The organism is Streptomyces sp. Je 1-4 4N24, from assembly GCF_026239515.1.
GTDB lineage: Bacteria > Actinomycetota > Actinomycetes > Streptomycetales > Streptomycetaceae > Streptomyces > Streptomyces nigrescens.
In genome coordinates this window covers 3,230,010-3,246,234 of record NZ_CP110836.1, presented here as the reverse complement: position 1 = coordinate 3,246,234, position 16,225 = coordinate 3,230,010, and the positions used below count along the sequence as shown (strand labels likewise).

The following is a 16,225-nucleotide window of genomic DNA, read 5'->3' as shown; positions in this document are numbered from 1 at the left end:
CCTCAATACGGAGGGAAGTTCCGTACCGGTCGCCCCCTGGCGACGGCGCCCCCCGCGTCAGGCGATCCTACTGCCGACTAATGTGACGGGTGGGGAAGGGTTTCACGGCGAGTGACGCAAATGTGCGGTGGTGCGATCGTGCGGTGGCACGATGGCGCCGCGGCATAGGCCGCGCACTGAGCGACCGTGGCGATGACCAAGTGAGCGAGTGGCCACGTGACTAAGTGGCTGTATGACCAGGTGAGCAGGGGGCAGAGCTGAACACGATGAGCACGAGTGCGGGAACCGGCTTCCGCAGGGTCGCGGTGGTCGCCCCCGACAGCCGTATCGACGTGGCACTGCCCGAAAACATCCCGGTCTCCGACATCTACCCGGAGATCCTGCGCCTGACCGGCCAGCGACAGCCCCCGGGTGCGCCGACCGGCTACTACCTCTTCCGCGCTGACGGTGACGCGCTCGACAGCGCCCGTACGCTCGCCGACCAGCGCGTCGTCGACGGCGAAATGCTGCACCTGCGCCCCTTCTCGCAGTCGCTTCCACCAGCGGTCTTTGACGATGTCTCCGATGCGGTGGCCGCCGCCGTCACCCGCGACCGCCGTCTGTGGAATGACAGCTTGCTGCGCGGGGCAGGCCTGGCCGGTGTCGGGGTGCTGCTCGTCCTCCTCGCACTCGTGCTGTGGTCCGCCGACCCGGTACGGCACAACATGCACAGCCTGCCGGGCGTGATCGCCGGCACGGCCGGTGTGCTGCTGTCCGCGTTCGCGGGCGTTCGGGCCCGGGTCTACGGAGACCAGCCGTCAGCCGTCGCGCTTGGTCTGGGCGCGCTGCCGGTCGTGCTGTGCGCCGGCTCGGGGATCGTCGGCCCGGACGCCGGCCAGGGAGCCGGGCGGCTGCAGTTCCTGCTGGGCTGTATTGCTGTGCTCGTGGTCTCGGTCGTGCTGGTCGTGGTATCGCCGTCCGGTGATGCGCCGTTCATCGCTGCCACGTTCGCCGCGGCAGTGGGCACCCTCGCCGCCTTCCTCGCCATCATCAGCGAGGCAACGGCCGCCCAGTCCGCAGCCGTCTGCGCGCCCGTGGCCATCGGCCTCATGGCCTTTCTGCCGCAGCTGGCCACGCGCTTGGCCCGGCTGCCCATCGGGTACGTCACTCCGCGCAGCCTGAGCGAGGAGCGGGAGTCGGGGGCAGAACTGAGGGGTATTGATGAGCCCCTCGGTCTGGACCCCGTCGACGAGGAGCGCGTCGCCGCCCAGGCCCGCCGCGGCCACGAGCTGCTGCTCGGGCTGCTCGGCGGCTGTTGCGCGGTCCTCATCGCCGCCGCCGGTGTGCTCGGCTTCGCCCACTCCGCATGGGCGCAGCTCCTCGCCCTAGCCACCGGCCTGGCGACGCTGCTGCGAGCCCGGCTCTTCCGCTACACCGCCCAGGTAGCCTGCGCGGTCGTCGCCGGCCTGGCCGCGCTCTCCCTCCTCGTACTGGGCGTGGCCTTCAACCCGCCCACCGGGATGCTGAACGACTTCCTCTCGGGAGACCGCACCCAACTGGACCTGCGTACGCTGTGGCTGGCGCTTGTGGTCATCGGCGCCGTGGCGCTGGTGACGACCGTCGCGTTGACCGTGCCGAAGGAGGGCCTGACGCCGTTCTGGGGCCGGGTGCTCGATCTCGCCGACGGATTCCTGCTGCTGACCCTGATGCCGCTGTGTCTGGCGGTCCTGGACCTGTACAGCCGGGCGCGGAGCATGACCAGCGGTTGAGGGAACTGAGGGGCCCCAGGCCCGAGAACATGCAGGACCGTACAGCTGCGGAACGGCCGCAGAGGGAACAGGGGGAAGCGCAGCGTCATGGCATCACGGCGGGACGAGCTCAACGGCTACACCTTCGCCAAGAAACGGCTGGTGGCCGCCTTCCTGCAGCCTTCCCCGGACCGTACGGACGAGGGCGCCCCGAGCCCGCTGCGTGTGGTGCTGCCCGGCCTGATCATCGCCGCCGTGCTCCTGGCCGGATTCGGCGCCTGGGGGATGTTCCGCCCCAAGGCCCCCAAGGGCTGGAACACCCCCGGCGCACACGTCATCCTGGGTAGCAAATCCGCCACTCTGTACGTGGTGCTGGAGACGGGCGGCAAGAAGCAGCTGCATCCTGTCCTGAACATGGCCTCAGCTCGGCTGCTCCTCAAAGCAGACCGGTTCGACGTCCTCAAGGTCGACGAGAGCGAACTGGACAACGGAAAACTCCCGCACGGCCCGACCTTGGGAATCCCGTACGCCCCCGACCGTCTCCCGGAGGGCGCCGAGGCGGCGAAGAGCAAGCGCTGGGCGGTCTGCGAACAACCCGGCAGCAACGGCAAGTCCGTACAGAAGGCTACTTTCCTCTTCGCCGACCGCGACACGCACAAGGTGGAGGGGCCGGGCCGGCTGCACGAGGGTCAGGCCCTGTACGTCCAAGAGGCGAGGGGGACTGGGGAGTCCGGCGGTGCCCGCTATCTGATCGACCGGAAGGGCACCAAGTACCTCATCAGCGGCGGCAGCGATACGGAGCTCCTGCTGCGTGCCCTGGTGGGCAGTCGGCAGCCCCAGCAGGTCACGAAGGACTGGCTTGCCACCTTCCACGACGGCACACCGATCGCCTTCCCCACCCTGCCCGGTGTGGTCAACCAGCCCGCCAACGTCAAGGGACTGGGCGAACGCGAAAACCGCACCGGCATGGTGCTGCGCGCGACAACCGGCGCCGGCACCCAGCACTACGTCGTGCTCCAGGGCAAGGTCGTCCCCGTTTCGGACTTCGTGGCCAAGCTGCTCCTGTTCTCCCGGCAGACGGCCCCGCTGGAGCAGCGCAACCGTCCCACCGAGGTGGACGCACAGTCCTTCACGCCGCAGGCGCAGCACCTGTTCGCCGAGAAGCACTGGCCGCAGCAGGTTACCGAGCTGGTCAACACCGCCACGGCGCAGGACGACCACCGTACGGTCTGCAGCGTGCTGCGCGCGGTGTCGAAGACCGGCGGTACGGAGCTGAGTACCTGGGCCGGAACGGACTTCCCCCAGCAGACCGCCAACGGCGGCACCAGCGCGTACGTCACCCCGGGAACCGGCCTGTTCTACAAGCAGATCCAGCCAGGAGACGCCGGCTCCGGGGCGCATTTCCTCGTCACGGACACCGGCCTGCGCTACGGCGTCCAGACGAACAACGACAGCAGCGCCAAACAGTCCGGCATCGGCACCCCAGGCACAGCGAAGGAACAGCATTCCGGCGAGCGCTCGCAGGAGACCAACCGGGCGCAGATCCTCCTCGGTTACAAGGACATCAAACCCGTGCTGGTGCCGACGAACTGGTCGCAGTTCCTGCCGATGGGGCCCCGGCTGGATGCGAACGCCGCCCGCCAGCCCCAGGGCTCCTGAGGAACGGGGAGACGCAGTGCGGAGGAGAACACCAGCTGCATGGGCCGCGGCCACCCTGCTCGTGGCACTGATCGGGAGCGTCGCTCCCGTGGCGCCATCCGGGGTGGCCCACGCCGCGGACGGAGAGGGCGTGCCCCCGGTTCCTCAGGGGGACGGCGCCTGCACCTTCCCCATGAAGCAGCAGATTAAGGAACGCCCCTGGGCCCTGCAGCGCATCGTCTTCGACCAGCTGTGGCAGGACACCAAGGGCCGGGACGCGCACGGCCGCCCGGTACGCGTCGCCGTCATCGACACCGGCGTCGACAACACCAACCCGCAGCTGGCCGAAGCCGTCGACACCAAACACGGCTGGGACTTCCTGCACAACACCAAGGACGGCAAGAACGAAACGGCAGGGGATCCGAAGGCGCCGAAGGACGGCACCTACGACCCGGTCGGCCACGGCACCAAGGTCGCCGGCATCATCGCGGCCCGCCCACGCGCGGGCACCGGCTTCGTCGGACTCGCCCCCGAAGCCACGATCATCCCCCTCCGCCAGAACGACGAGAAGGGCAGCGGCACCGCCGCCACCCTGGCCCAGGCCATCCGCAAAGCCATCGCCGCCGACGCGGACGTCATCAACATCTCCCAGGACACCACCAAGCCGCTGACCACCACCTCCGACCTGGCGGCCGCTGTCAAGGAAGCCCGGCGCGAGAACATCGTCGTCGTTGCCTCGGCAGGCAACGACGGCCTCGACGGCCGGCTCAAGGACACCTACCCGGCCGCATACGCCGGGGTACTGGCCGTCGCCTCCTCCGACCGCAACAACGAGCGCACCCCCTTCTCCCAGAGCGGCGACTTCATCGGGGTGGCCGCCCCCGGCGTGGACATGGTCTCCACCGTGCCCAAGGGTGGCCAGTGCGTGGACAACGGCACCAGCTTCTCCGCCCCCTACGTCGCCGGCGTCGCCGCCCTCCTGAAGGCCAAGCACCCGGACTGGAAGGAGCACCAGATCGTCGCCCAGATCGAGCAGACCGCCGAACGCACCGTCAACGGTCGGGACTCCTTCGTGGGCTGGGGCGTTGTAGACCCGGTGCGGGCCCTCACCGAGGACGCCCACCCCATCGACCGCCCGAGCGTGGACAACAGCCTGGCCAAGGCCACGCCCCCGGACCCCGCCGCCTGGCCCGATGGCGAGACTCCGCAGGAGCGGATGGAGCGGTACGCGACGTACGGCGTGGGAGCGGGCGGCGTCGCGGTCGCTGTCATCGCGGGCGCGGCGGTCGTCTGGCGGGACGCGCGTAAGCGGGACACACATACGCGGGCGACGGGGCGTCAATGAGTAGCCGTACTCACTTTCATGAGGCCGTGGCGCATGAGCCGGGCGGTGCGAACGACTACGCTTCGGACATAGGAGATAGAGCTCCCCGAACGCATGGACGCAAGACGCACGGTCGTTGTCAGAGGTGATGGATAGAGTGGCTCCTGACGTTGGTGACTTACGGGTAGCGGTATCCGGGGGGAAGGACGCCATGCGAGCCGACGAGACCATTGGCATGCAGGTGAACGGAGCGGCGCCACAGGGCAAGAGCGCCGATCTGACTGTCGAAGCCGAGATGGTGAAGTTCAAGAAGCGGGTGGATGACCTGCTGGCGCGTCTGAAGGGGTCCAATGCGGATCCCGGGACGCTCGGCAGCCGCACGATCGCCCCTGCCTCCTTCGGCCAGGGATTCGCCGAGGCACAGGGCCTGTCCGCTGCGTACGAGAAGGTTTTGTCTCAGCTTGAGGCGTTCTCCAAGGCCTTCGGCGACCAGATCGAGACGCTGGGCATCGGCTCCGAGGTCGCCTACCGCAAATACGAGGCCATCGACGCTGACGCGAAGAGCCGTCTGGCAGCGATCCAGCGCCGTACCCAGGAGCTGTACCGGGCACCGCGGCCTGAGCAGCGGCCCGCCGAAGCCGCCGGTTCCGCCGAAGCCGGCATGGGCGACGGTAAGTCCGCGGGCGCCGACGGCATCTGATACGAGGGGGAAGAGGAGAGGGATGGCGGGGAACTCCAGCTCGTCCGGCAGCAGCAATTTCGAGAATGCAACGCACCGGGCCCTGTACGACATGGTGGCCGGCGGGGACCACTTGGTGATCTCGTTCACGGGCGCGTCTCTGGTAGAGGCAGGCAAGGAGATCGAGGACATCTCCACGAAGCTCGCGGCATACGTCGAACGCGTGCCGTGGGAAGGCGAGGGCGCCCGCGCCTTCCGCGAGTGGAGCGACCACACCGTCAAGGAGAGCCACAAGCTGGCCCGCTTCGCCTCAGCCACCGGCAACGCCATCTCAGATGCCGGGACGGCGTTGTGGGAGGCGAAGACGATGCCCCAGCCGAAACAGGACAACTTCGTTCAGCTGGACAGCGCGACATCACCTACGGCGCGCGGCGCGACGGGCGCTCCCTTGATGACGGACCCGGACCGCGAAGCGGCGGTAACGGCGATGAACCGGCTGGCTTCGTACTACCGCACGGCCCAGGACAAGATCGAGGGCCAGGAGCCGCCTAACTTCAAGCCGGCGTCGGGGTTTGTACCGGATCCGCAGGACAGGGACACGGGCAGGGACGCGATGTACGTCCTGGACCAGCCGGCTGGCAGCGCTTCGGCGGCCGGGACAGCGGGGGGACAGACCGTGTCTGCGTCGGGCGGCAGTGATGCTGAGCGGCACACAGCGGCGGCTGTGGCACCAGTTGGTGCCGTCCAGCAGCACGACCAGCAGGTCGGTACAGCCGTCAACGCCACTGCGCCTGTTACTGTCCCGGACACCATGCCGTCGCAGGGAGGTCACCTTCCGCCGCAGCCCGGGAGCCCTGGCATCCCCTCTGGTCCGGTCGTACCTACTCCCGCAGCGTTCCCTGGCGCAGTGAAGAGCCCCTCAGGGCAGAGAAATACGACGCGCGGCGCACAGCCGGAAGCCGCCCGCCCGGGCACGACGCGAGGACGGTTCGGCAGTGCCCTGGAGGACGGCATTGTCGGCACAGGTGCCCCGCGCGGCAGCACCGCTACTGCGCGCCCGCAACTGCCAGGCGGAACCGTCATGGGCACCGAACATGGCGCGATTCCGCCCAGACTGGCAGGCCCTTCAGGGGCTTCTTCCGCCACTCACAGCGGACCAGTCACTGGAGGCGGCGCGGGAAACCCAGGACAGCGATTGCGCCCTCCTCACGCGGTACCCGTGGACAAGCCCCACGGGGCGGCCATGGGCGGGGAACGTCCTGCGATGCAGCATGGCCTCACAGGGAGCAGCTATCCGGGAAGTGCCAGCAGCACCAACCCCGCTCTCCCGGGCCGCCGGTGGGCATACGAGCCCGGCGGCACCGTGGGCGCGGCGCCAGGCGGATCGGTGATCGGCGGTGAGCAGCGGCCCGCGCCGCCCGGCTCCGCGATGGGCAAGAGCAGCCCAGGCGGGGTAGTGGAAGGCACCGCTTCTGGAACATCGCCGGTCACAGGCCGCAGCTCGGCCTCTGAGTTGGGCCAGGCACGCGGACGTGCGCAGGCACCACGTGGTCGGGCAGCCGGCTTCACCCCCGGTGGCTCTGGTCTGGCACGAGGCAACTCCACCAGCGGCATGCTCCCTATGCCCGGCGCACCGTCGACCTCACGTGGCGGGCGCAGGGCAGCGCAGCGACCGGACTATCTCCAGGAGGACGCCGAGATGTGGATGGCGCAGCACGAATCAGTCGTGCCCCCCGTGATCGAATAGTCGGGACGTTGCAGTGGAATGGACAGGAGAACACCGCACCGTGACTCGGGCGGCAGATCACGTACGGCGGAGAAGGCCCTGGTCGGCAGCGGCGCTTACTTGCCTCACAGCAGTGTCTCTGGGCCTTCTTGCACCGGCTGCTGCTGCGGAAGACAAGAGATCACGCCAGTGGTACCTAGACGCGATGCAGGCCGAGCGCATGTGGCAGGTCAGCACGGGGGAAGGCGTCACCGTTGCTGTGGTCGATAGTGGTGTCGACGACTCCGTTCCCGAGCTGCGCGGTCAGGTACTGCCAGGCAGGGACTTTTCCGGAGAAGGGCGCGGTGCAGACTTCGACAGCGAAGGCCACGGCACCAGCATGGCGATGATCATCGCCGGCAAGCGGAGCGGGGATGGCACCTGGGGGCTGGCGCCAGGATCGAAGATCCTTCCCATCAGAAGTCTTGGTGGGAACTGGATCGTCAACATGGCCAAATCTATCCGTTATGCAGCAGATCAAGGCGCGAGAGTCATCAACATCTCTCGGGGCGGACCAGCCAGCGACCTAGCCAAGGAGGTGCTGCAACCCGCGATCGACTACGCAAATCAGAAGGGCAGCCTCATCTTCGTCGCGACAGGTAACGACGGAGCCAAAGGGAACGCCCCCGATTACCCTTCGCGCCTTCCCGGGATCGTCGGAGTCGGCGCTGTGGACAAATCGTTGAAGGTAACAAAGTTCTCGGTCTTTGGGCCGCAAGTGGCGTTGGCCGCTCCGGGGGTTGAAGTCCCAACTCGCTGCACGAAGGCCCTGCTGGATTGCACAACGTGGGGAACAAGTGATGCGACAGCTATCGCCTCAGCCTCGGCAGCTTTGGTTTGGTCCGCACACCCGCACTGGACGAACAACCAGGTCCTGCGAGTCATGATGGAGACCGCTGGCAAGCCTAAGGACGGCAAGGTCCCGAGCAAGTACCTCGGTTACGGGATTGTCCGCCCGCGCAAGATCCTGCTGGACAAGGAAGGCGAGCCTGGTCCTGCCGACGTCAACCCGCTTCTTGCGGCCCACGCAACCGCAACGCCTTCAAAATCTCCTCAACCCGAGGAAAGCTCGGGCAACGCAAGTGAGATGCAAAGGCAAGTGGCCCAGGCGGATAATGACGACTCCAAGAACTGGCCGGTTATCGTCGGGGGCGGCGTAGTCGCTGGCTTCTTGGTCATCGGCGGCTTCTTGATAGTCCGACGCCGAAGGATGTAGCTCCAAGTTCGGAAAAGAGAATTGGAACTCCAGTCGGCCGCGACTAGGGTGATCAGCGGAGTCGGCTGCATCTAATGAGATGTGGCCGTCGAAAGAAGTCGAGCACTGGCAAACCGTATCGGCTTCATAACTTACTCATGGGGGAAGGTGGATCATGGCAGGGAACACCGCACTTACGTATGCGGAGATCGAGAAGCTCAAGAGCGAGATCCAAAGCGGCAGCCAGTCGATGTCGGCGCAGCTCCGGACGCTGGTGAACGCCATCGCGGCAGTCGAGACCGCGTGGACGGGGCAGGGGGCGAGTGCCTTCCGGCAGGCACAGAACGCGCTCAACGAGGACCACGCCGCGCTGCGCCGGATGCTCGACGGCATCAAGGAAGCCGTCGCCCGCACCAGCGTCACCAGCGACTCCAATGACGCCGAGGTGCTGTCCAGCTTCCGGGGCATCGACGTCAACGGTGGCGCGGCCGGCGGACACCTGGACCCCGGCTCTGCAAGCGGCATCAGCAACTACTAAACGCCGCTACAGCGCTGGGGCATCGAGTTCCCGGCAGGCACATTACGACCACCGAGTGACAACTCCGAGAAGTGGGGGAGAGTATGGCCGGCGACCAGAACCTTCGGGTCACCTATGGCGCTCTGGAGCAGACCGCCGCCGACATCGAGCGGGCCGCAAAGGAGCTGCAGGCCGAGCTGGACAAGATCTGGGGCGCGGTCAAGCGCGTCTCTGATTCCTGGGAGGGCGAGGCCCACCAGGCGTTCCAGGCTGCTGAGCGCCAGTGGAATGCCCGCGCGAGCCACATCCAGAGCACTCTGCATGAGGTAGCAACCAAGATCCGCTCTGGCAGCGCCGACTACCAGGCCACGGACCGCCGGGCGGCCGGCTTCTTCCAGTAGTCCGTCAAGCCGTGTGCGATGGGGTGGTCGGACAGTGTCCAGGCGTCCGACCACCCCACTGTCTTGCGCGACACATGCGATGAGCGGTAGGTGGCGGGGCTTCACAGCCGTAGGTAGCCGAAGCCTGACTGAGTCCCGTCACAACGTCGGCCCGGGGGTTCGTTGCCGTTGCCGGATAACATGGCCGATTGCATGGCCGGGGGGAATGTCATGTCGTGGGATGAAGAGTGGGCCGCGTTGAAGCAGACGGCCGCAGGTGACAGTGGGATGCAGCTCGCCAGCGCGGGCGGGGATGGTTGGCAGGGCGGTTCGGGCGACGGATCGGCCAGTGAGTCGGACGCCCTGAAGTCCAAGAAGGCCGCGTGGGTGCGGGCAGGCCACGATGTCCAGTCGTTGCGCGGGGATGTCAAGAAGGCCCTGACGAAACTGGAAGACGGGCAGCAAGGCTTCGGCACCGGATCCGGCGTAAGTGGAGTGCACAGTGCGGCGGCACAGCAGGAGGTTTTTCACTCCTGGCAGCGCTACTTGGAGTCGCTGAGTGGCCGGTGCAGCGCACTTCAGGTGCAGTTGGAGAAGGCGGGTGATCACCTGGACGGCAACGATCAGGCTGTGAGGCGCTCGTTCAACAAGCTGTCCGATCGCTACGAGGACACGCCAGCCGTCGGCGGCCGTGGCGGGGGGAAGTGAGCTGAACCATGGACTACACGGCTCTCAAGAACCTACGGACGTCCGACTTCGAGATGGCCTCTCGCGGATACCGCGCCACCAGCGACATGGCGAATGCGGCCAATGAGGCGCTTGAGCGGCGGATTGCGGTCAAAATGCGGGAGTCGCTTTCCGGCGTGGCCGCGAAAGCCGCCCTCCACCAACTCCGCGAGCTGGCAAAGGACTTCCACTACACCCAGGTCGAGTGCGGCGTGATCAGTACCGCCCTCAATGCCCTTGCCTCCGATCTGCAGGCCGCCAAGAAGAAGCTCGACGCGGCAGTGGCGGACGCGGAGGGCGAAAAGCTCACTGTGGAGACGGACGGTTCGGTCACCTACCCGGCAGGGGGCGACAAGTACCAGGGGAAGACCCCGCCGGGCGGCACGGTGAACGGCGTCACGGACAAGACCGCCAAAGCGCTCCACCGGCAGGCCGCCCGCTTTCACCCGAATCCGCACTACGTCCGGGCTCAGGAATACGCCGACCGTATCGCCGTAGCCCTGGAAGAGGCCACGGAGGCCGACGAGAAATGGGCCCCGAAGCTCCGGAAACTGAGGGCCGATGACGACCTGACCGTCTCCGCCGCGGACTGGGTGGACGCCCAGAAGGACACGGGCGGCGTACGCGACGGCGCCGATCACTACCTGGACGGCATCAAGACCCCGCCCAAGGACGGCGATCCGGAAGACAACGCGGAGTGGTGGAAGCACCTGTCCGCCGACCAGCGCGACGCCTATATCGCCCTGCATCCCGCGAGCATCGGGGCCATGAACGGACTTCCCGCCGACGCACGCGACGAGGCCAACCGGACCGTACTGGCGGAAACGCGTGGCCAGCACGAGATGAAGCTCAACGCCATCCCCAAGGAACCGTCACCCCAGTTCGTCCCCATCGGGGCCCGCGGCGATATGACGTACAGCCAGGAGTGGCTGGACTGGCACGGCAAGTACAGCGAGCGGAAGGAGTACCTGGAGGAGAAACTGAAGGGAATGCGGGCCATTCAGGACCGCTTTGACCGGACTGGCGAGAACGGTCTCCCGGAGGCTTACCTCCTCGGGTTCGACCCGGATGGCGAGGGCAACGGAAGGATCATTCTTGCCAACGGAAATCCGGATACGGCCGACCACACCGCCATATATGTCCCCGGTACCACGACGGATATATCGACTATCGGTGAGGATTCCGGTGACACGCCTTCGGACCTCAAACGCAGTGAAAGCCTGTGGAACGAGAGCGTACGGCTCGCGCCCGGCCAGAAGATCTCCACCATAACCTGGCTTGACTACGATGCCCCGGACATCATTCCTGAGGCCACCAGCGACAGGTATGCGGAACAGGGCGCCCCGATACTCCACCATTTCCTCGAAGGCAACAGAACAGCACACCAATACGCGAGCGGCGAGACTGGCCACACTACCGTTATTGGGCACAGCTACGGCAGTACGCTGATCGGTGATACCGCCAAGACGGCCGGCTGGAACGAGACCCCCGTTCCAGCAGATGACGTCCTGGTCGCAGGCAGCCCCGGCATGCAAGCGGACCACGCCGCGGATCTGGGCATCGACCCCAAGCACATGTGGGCGATGGGGGGTGGCAGCGATGACTTCATCGTCCGCCACGGAGGTTACCTCAGCGGGCTCGGAGATAACTTGGTGATCCCCACAGACCCGGAGTTCGGCGGAAACATCATGACGAGTGACGCGGGAGGCCACGGAGCCTTCTGGGACACAGAGGGCGGGCAGGCATCGCTGAGTCTTAAGAACCAGGCCCGAGTCGTAGTGGCCAGATACGGTGACGTCACGCTGGACAGTAAGGCTCATTGGTGACCTATATGAACAAGAATAGTTTCATTGCAAGTTCCGTGATACTGAGTGCCCTTATCATGACTGTGGGGTGTTCTGCCGTGAAGAAAGACTCCAGTGGCCTTGAGTACGATCCTGAGGTGCGCAAAAGCCAGGAGGTCGTGCATGAAGTCGGAAGCTTGTCCAGCCGAGTCCTGGAAATTCTGGCCATCAAGGGAAAGACGACCGAGGCGGGCCCCAGCGTAGGATCCTGCGATGCGTCTGGCGACGAGTCACGGAAATACCGCAACGTTCGACACCCTTGGTCAATGTACGGGGTTGAGAATGGTGCCCTTGAGAAGGGTATGGAAAATCTGCACAATGCACTTCCGCAGCAGGGGTGGAAGGTAGTGAAGTACGGCAAGGATTCCAGCAGGAATCGAAACCTGGAAATAATGGCCGTCCACCTGGAGACACATACCCAGCTTGAAGCCACCTGGATGAAGGGGCTCGACGGGCACACCCCTCTTATTGAGGTAACCTTGTATTCCAGGTGTTACGAGGAAAAATCCTGAACAGAACTCGGCGACGAATCCGGGGCCCTTCACCATGCCTTGCTCGGGACACTCGGGAGGCGTGTACCGGGCTCGCCATCCCTGGAGCGTGTACGGCGTTCCGGTTGACGGCGCAGGGTTGTGGCGGCTCCGGCTGGTCCACGTTGTCGGCCTACTTGTCCGGGCGATCATGTGTGGAGCCAGATCGCGAGTCCTGCCGCGGTAGCAGTGCCGAGGTGGATATAGACGCGTTTGGCCGCTTCAGTGCTCGCTGCGTGGGGCGGAGCTCGGCTGGTTGGTTGATCGCAGGTAACGCGACGATTCCTCCGTGCTGGCAGAGCGTTGGTCAAGCGTGACGTTTATGACATCTAGTCCGCCTTTTGAAGCGTTCTATTCCTCTAGTGATGGCTTCAGCGCTGCTCCCCGTCGTGACCGCGGCCCCGGCTGCGGCTGACCAGTGCGTGCACGCATGACTTCTCGGGGCCTCAGGTTTGCAGCCGGCTGGAGGGGCGCAACCATTTGAATTCCGTAACGGCGATCTGGACCAACCCTTCGCGGGGGTCGAAGCACCGGAAGGTCAGCCTCTTCATGAATGGGCGGCACTTTCGCACAGCACGGGCACGCCAGGTCGGAAGTACGCTCAGCCACACGTGGGGCACTTTCGACACGGGTACCGATACCAAACTGTGCGTCAAATTCGCGGGCATCTCGCGAATGGCTTGTGAGACGACCAGGTACATCGGCGACCGTGCGCAGCTCTGACGACCTGCCCACTGGCTGTGTCACCACATGTATGTGACGCAGTGACAATGGCATGGAGTGCTTCTGGGCGTTGACACATGGCACCGGCGCCTTGCCAGCTGCGCGTTGGCACCGACTGGCCGATGCCCTCGAGGATGCACGGGCCTTCGTAGCGTTGGACGGGTCTGCCGGCGTCGATCAGCTCCCGCAGCACGGTCGGTTAGTTGTCGGCGGCCAGTTCGCGGGCTCGCGGTTTGGCGTCGCGGTGCAGGTGGGTGAACGGCGGTGCCACGTCGCCTTCGTCTTCGCCCCGGGGCGGGGAGTGGCACGAGCGTCCCCGCCCGGAGCGGTCTATGGGGACGGTGCAGTTGCCGCACAGGCAGGGCTGCAGGCTGCGAGGGCGAGCAGCGGGCGGCAGAGGGACAGGCAGACCGGCAGCTCGGCTTGCGGCTTGACGTGCACCCTGCTCATTGCAGATCACCTTCCGTGATCCGCTGCGATCGCGTCCGCGTCACCCTCAGTGAGTCCGGATCCTCAGCCGGCCACTCCCGACGCCCAGCCACTCGCAGGTACGGGACGCCGTTCCTGATGTCCGTCACGATGGCCCGGCGACCAAGGGCATACTCGACCTCGTCGCCGACCTGCGGACGCTGACCGCCGTTCATCGTGCGGCCTCGATCGCGTCCAGCGTAGTCGTCCATTCCCGCCCTCCGGCTGGGGGCGACAGCCACGCGACCGGTGGCGTGTCCGGCACGCTGGCGGCCAGGTCGGCGAGGAAGTCGGCGTGGGCGCGGGCGGCCTGCTCCAGCGCCGGGTGCGGCAGAGCAGCGGCGTTGCGCTGAAGCGCGCCGGCGAGGGGACTGAGGTTGACGCGGTGGCAGCGCACCAGCAGCTGGGTGGAGCCGGTCAGAGAGTTGAGCCAGCGGGCGAAGGCAGCGGTCAGTCCCTGCTGCTCGGCCACGGAGCGCAGTTCGAAGTTGACGGAGGAACACATCGCCACGGCGCAGCGGCCCTCACCGCCGAGGTCGAGCACACCGTCCGCGGCGAGGCCCTCGTAGGGCATGCGCATGGCGGCCGGAGGTGGTCCTGCGGCTTTCGCCCAACGGGAGGGGATGGTGGTGGGTAGCGGCGGGACGCCTTCAGGGGCGTCCACCCGGCGTTTCGGCGTACGGGCATGGGAGAGGGCAGCTGCCAGGAAGCGGTCCAGGCCGATGCCCTCCCGCTGGCCAAGCGCCAGCGTGGCCACCGCCCCGGCGACGGGGACCACCAGCGCCGCGTAGGTGAGGGGTGCCATGAAGGCCCGGGTCACCCACCAACCGCCGTAGAGGGCTCCAGCTGTGGTGGCGAGGATGGCGGTCTGCCGGGCGGTGAAGGGGCCCAAGAGCCGGTCGGGGCGGGAGATGTCCGCGGGAATACGCGTGGAGTGCGGAGCGTCTGCCGGGGTGTCGGGGCCATTCATACGGGTTACCTCCACGGCGGTTCGAAGGGGAGCCGTAGCTGCATGGGCTGGGGCGGGCGCACGCGTACACGCTCAGCGGGGACGCGCAGCGCCATCTGGCGTGCACGCGGCGCTGGTGCCGGGGCTGGTACAGGGCGCGAGGGTTGCGGGGGCGGCAAGCGCCGGGAAGACCGCAGTCGCTGGGCGGGGGCGAGCTCGGTGGGGATGGGCGGTGAGGGTGGCTGCATGCGACGGGGGGTGGCCTGGGCTGGATGGATCACGCGTGGACCCTTCGATGCACGGGCGAGGAGGGCCCCCTTCGGTCCAGGGCTTCGAGGCGCCGGGCCTCCAGGCGTACGGGACGTGATGCCGCGACGCTTCGGACCCCCAGGTGGCGGTTGGGGCGTCACGCCGACAGGCCCGGCTTGGTGCGTTGGACCAGCCTCCGCGGCTGTGAGCACCGACCGGTGCTCGGCAGTTCGCCCTTCGGCGCGATGCAGGCCAACCCGGCTCCGGGCGACTGGTGCCCGACCTCGCCCGTCCCCGCCACTCCCAGATCCGGGCGCACCAGACCGGCCACCACTCCCCCCACCACCTCTCGGGCGGCCACCCCCACCCCCTGGACCGCCACGGCGAGGACCGAGCCCCGACATGCCGCCCCCGCCCCCGCCCCCGACTCCGCCGCCACGTCCGCCGCCGGGGCGGCGCCGCAGCAGCCCGATGCCGGGCAGGTAGTGATCCATGAGCCGGTACATCGCCAGGTGACGCACCATCCGTACAGCGGCAGGCACGTGCGGTTGGTGGATGGGGGCGCCACGCAGGACCACTTGCAACGCCCAGCCGGGAATCTTGAACAGCACCCAGAACAGCCCGAGGCCGGCGAGCATCGTGCCCAGTTGGTCGGACTTCGGGATACCCAGCGTCGTCGCCCCGGGAGCGAAGAAGAGCTTGACGGCGAGGACGAACGTGATCGACTGCGCGACCTGGATGACCAGGCAGCCGCCCAGAGCCCGCCACCACAGCCGGGCCACCGGATCACTCAGCGGAGGGGCATGACACGCCAGGGCGAGGGGTGCGCACACGGCCAGCAGCGCCAGTACCGCGACGCGCACCATGAAGCCGATGAGGACCGCGAGGACCAGCGCGACCATCAAGATAGCCAGCAGGAGTAGGTAGAGCTTCAGCCCCGCGACGCCGAACAGCGCGAACGGCAGGACGCGTTCGACTATGCCTTGCCCTGAGTCCGCCATGTCCGTAGCCATGATCGCGTGGCCGAGGGCGTTGGCCAGGCTGATCGCCTTGCCCATCACGGTCAAGGAGGTGGTGGCCGCGACCATCCCCAACAGCAGCCGCGGCAGGATCTGCTTGAGGGCGTAGCGGGTCTGGACGGTCTCGTAGCCCATGACCGTGATGCCGCCTGCGGTCACGAACAGCACGTAGATGCCGCAGGTGATCTTCAGCATGGCGGCCCACAGTCGCTTGACGTCGGCGTGCTTGGTGACGTCCGGCGTTGCCAACAGAGTGTCGGCGAGGAACTCACGGACCGGCTTCATGACCTGCTCGATCAGCGTGCCCAGGAACGAGGTGATCGCGTCCACGATCATGCCGGGGAAGTCGGTGAGTGCGTCCCAGCCCGAGGAGGTGTCCTTGACGCACTCCTTCCCCATCACCTCGCACGCCGGTGGTGTCGGCCCTGGCGCCGGCTCCGGAGACGCCGGGCGAGAAGGCTTCGAAGAAGGCTTCGGGGACGGGGGCCCCGG

Annotated in this window: 12 protein-coding genes; 10 read left to right on the top strand and 2 right to left on the bottom strand. The window is 67.0% G+C overall.

The genetic code is table 11. The features are described from left to right. The first annotated feature begins 266 nt into the window (after positions 1–266). From eccD to SLV14N_RS13690, 10 genes are all read left to right on the top strand, one after another. Positions 267–1,748, top strand: a complete 1,482-nt coding sequence (gene eccD / locus SLV14N_RS13735) for a type VII secretion integral membrane protein EccD (RefSeq protein WP_263269477.1) — start codon at positions 267–269, stop codon at positions 1,746–1,748. 87 nt (positions 1,749–1,835) lie between these two features. Then, entirely contained in the window at positions 1,836–3,386 is a 1,551-nt protein-coding gene (gene eccB / locus SLV14N_RS13730) for a type VII secretion protein EccB (RefSeq protein ID WP_263269476.1), read from the top strand. A gap of 172 nt (positions 3,387–3,558) precedes the next feature. Next, entirely contained in the window at positions 3,559–4,710 is a 1,152-nt protein-coding gene (mycP, locus tag SLV14N_RS13725; RefSeq protein ID WP_262037691.1) for a type VII secretion-associated serine protease mycosin, read from the top strand. 190 nt (positions 4,711–4,900) lie between these two features. Next, complete coding sequence (locus SLV14N_RS13720; RefSeq protein ID WP_263269475.1) at positions 4,901–5,389, top strand: hypothetical protein; 489 nt, start codon at positions 4,901–4,903, stop codon at positions 5,387–5,389. Between the two features lie 1,910 nt (positions 5,390–7,299). Then, entirely contained in the window at positions 7,300–8,349 is a 1,050-nt protein-coding gene (mycP, locus tag SLV14N_RS13715; protein ID WP_263269474.1) for a type VII secretion-associated serine protease mycosin, read from the top strand. A gap of 154 nt (positions 8,350–8,503) precedes the next feature. Beyond that, positions 8,504–8,866: a WXG100 family type VII secretion target gene (locus SLV14N_RS13710; RefSeq protein ID WP_262037688.1), complete on the top strand. Its 363-nt coding sequence runs from the start codon at positions 8,504–8,506 to the stop codon at positions 8,864–8,866. 71 nt (positions 8,867–8,937) lie between these two features. Continuing rightward, entirely contained in the window at positions 8,938–9,246 is a 309-nt protein-coding gene (locus SLV14N_RS13705; protein WP_262037687.1) for a WXG100 family type VII secretion target, read from the top strand. A 210-nt stretch (positions 9,247–9,456) separates the two neighbouring features. Then, positions 9,457–9,933: a hypothetical protein gene (locus SLV14N_RS13700; RefSeq protein WP_263269473.1), complete on the top strand. Its 477-nt coding sequence runs from the start codon at positions 9,457–9,459 to the stop codon at positions 9,931–9,933. An 8-nt stretch (positions 9,934–9,941) separates the two neighbouring features. Next, positions 9,942–11,777: an alpha/beta hydrolase family protein gene (locus SLV14N_RS13695; RefSeq protein ID WP_263269472.1), complete on the top strand. Its 1,836-nt coding sequence runs from the start codon at positions 9,942–9,944 to the stop codon at positions 11,775–11,777. Positions 11,778–11,782: 5 nt separating this feature from the next. After that, positions 11,783–12,307, top strand: coding sequence for a hypothetical protein (locus SLV14N_RS13690; RefSeq protein ID WP_263269471.1), 525 nt, complete (start codon positions 11,783–11,785; stop codon positions 12,305–12,307). Positions 12,308–13,688: 1,381 nt separating this feature from the next. Here SLV14N_RS13690 and SLV14N_RS13685 read toward each other — a convergent pair. After that, entirely contained in the window at positions 13,689–14,486 is a 798-nt protein-coding gene (locus SLV14N_RS13685; RefSeq protein WP_263269470.1) for a PrgI family protein, read from the bottom strand. Positions 14,487–14,491: 5 nt separating this feature from the next. Then, on the bottom strand, positions 14,492–16,132 hold the full coding sequence (locus tag SLV14N_RS13680) for a hypothetical protein (RefSeq protein WP_263269469.1): 1,641 nt from the start codon (positions 16,130–16,132) through the stop codon (positions 14,492–14,494). Positions 16,133–16,225: the final 93 nt, after the last annotated feature.

Bases quoted from the DNA above. Each gene is read 5' to 3' on its own strand.
- SLV14N_RS13690 (WP_263269471.1), top strand. From the start codon at position 11,783: ATGAACAAGAATAGTTTCATTGCAAGTTCCGTGATACTGAGTGCCCTT.
- SLV14N_RS13695 (WP_263269472.1), top strand. From the start codon at position 9,942: ATGGACTACACGGCTCTCAAGAACCTACGGACGTCCGACTTCGAGATG.
- SLV14N_RS13720 (WP_263269475.1), top strand. From the start codon at position 4,901: ATGCGAGCCGACGAGACCATTGGCATGCAGGTGAACGGAGCGGCGCCA.
- mycP (WP_262037691.1), top strand. From the start codon at position 3,559: ATGAAGCAGCAGATTAAGGAACGCCCCTGGGCCCTGCAGCGCATCGTC.
- SLV14N_RS13680 (WP_263269469.1), bottom strand. From the start codon at position 16,132: ATGGGGAAGGAGTGCGTCAAGGACACCTCCTCGGGCTGGGACGCACTC.
- eccD (WP_263269477.1), top strand. From the start codon at position 267: ATGAGCACGAGTGCGGGAACCGGCTTCCGCAGGGTCGCGGTGGTCGCC.
- SLV14N_RS13710 (WP_262037688.1), top strand. From the start codon at position 8,504: ATGGCAGGGAACACCGCACTTACGTATGCGGAGATCGAGAAGCTCAAG.
- eccB (WP_263269476.1), top strand. From the start codon at position 1,836: ATGGCATCACGGCGGGACGAGCTCAACGGCTACACCTTCGCCAAGAAA.
- SLV14N_RS13685 (WP_263269470.1), bottom strand. From the start codon at position 14,486: ATGAATGGCCCCGACACCCCGGCAGACGCTCCGCACTCCACGCGTATT.
- mycP (WP_263269474.1), top strand. From the start codon at position 7,300: ATGCAGGCCGAGCGCATGTGGCAGGTCAGCACGGGGGAAGGCGTCACC.
- SLV14N_RS13700 (WP_263269473.1), top strand. From the start codon at position 9,457: ATGTCGTGGGATGAAGAGTGGGCCGCGTTGAAGCAGACGGCCGCAGGT.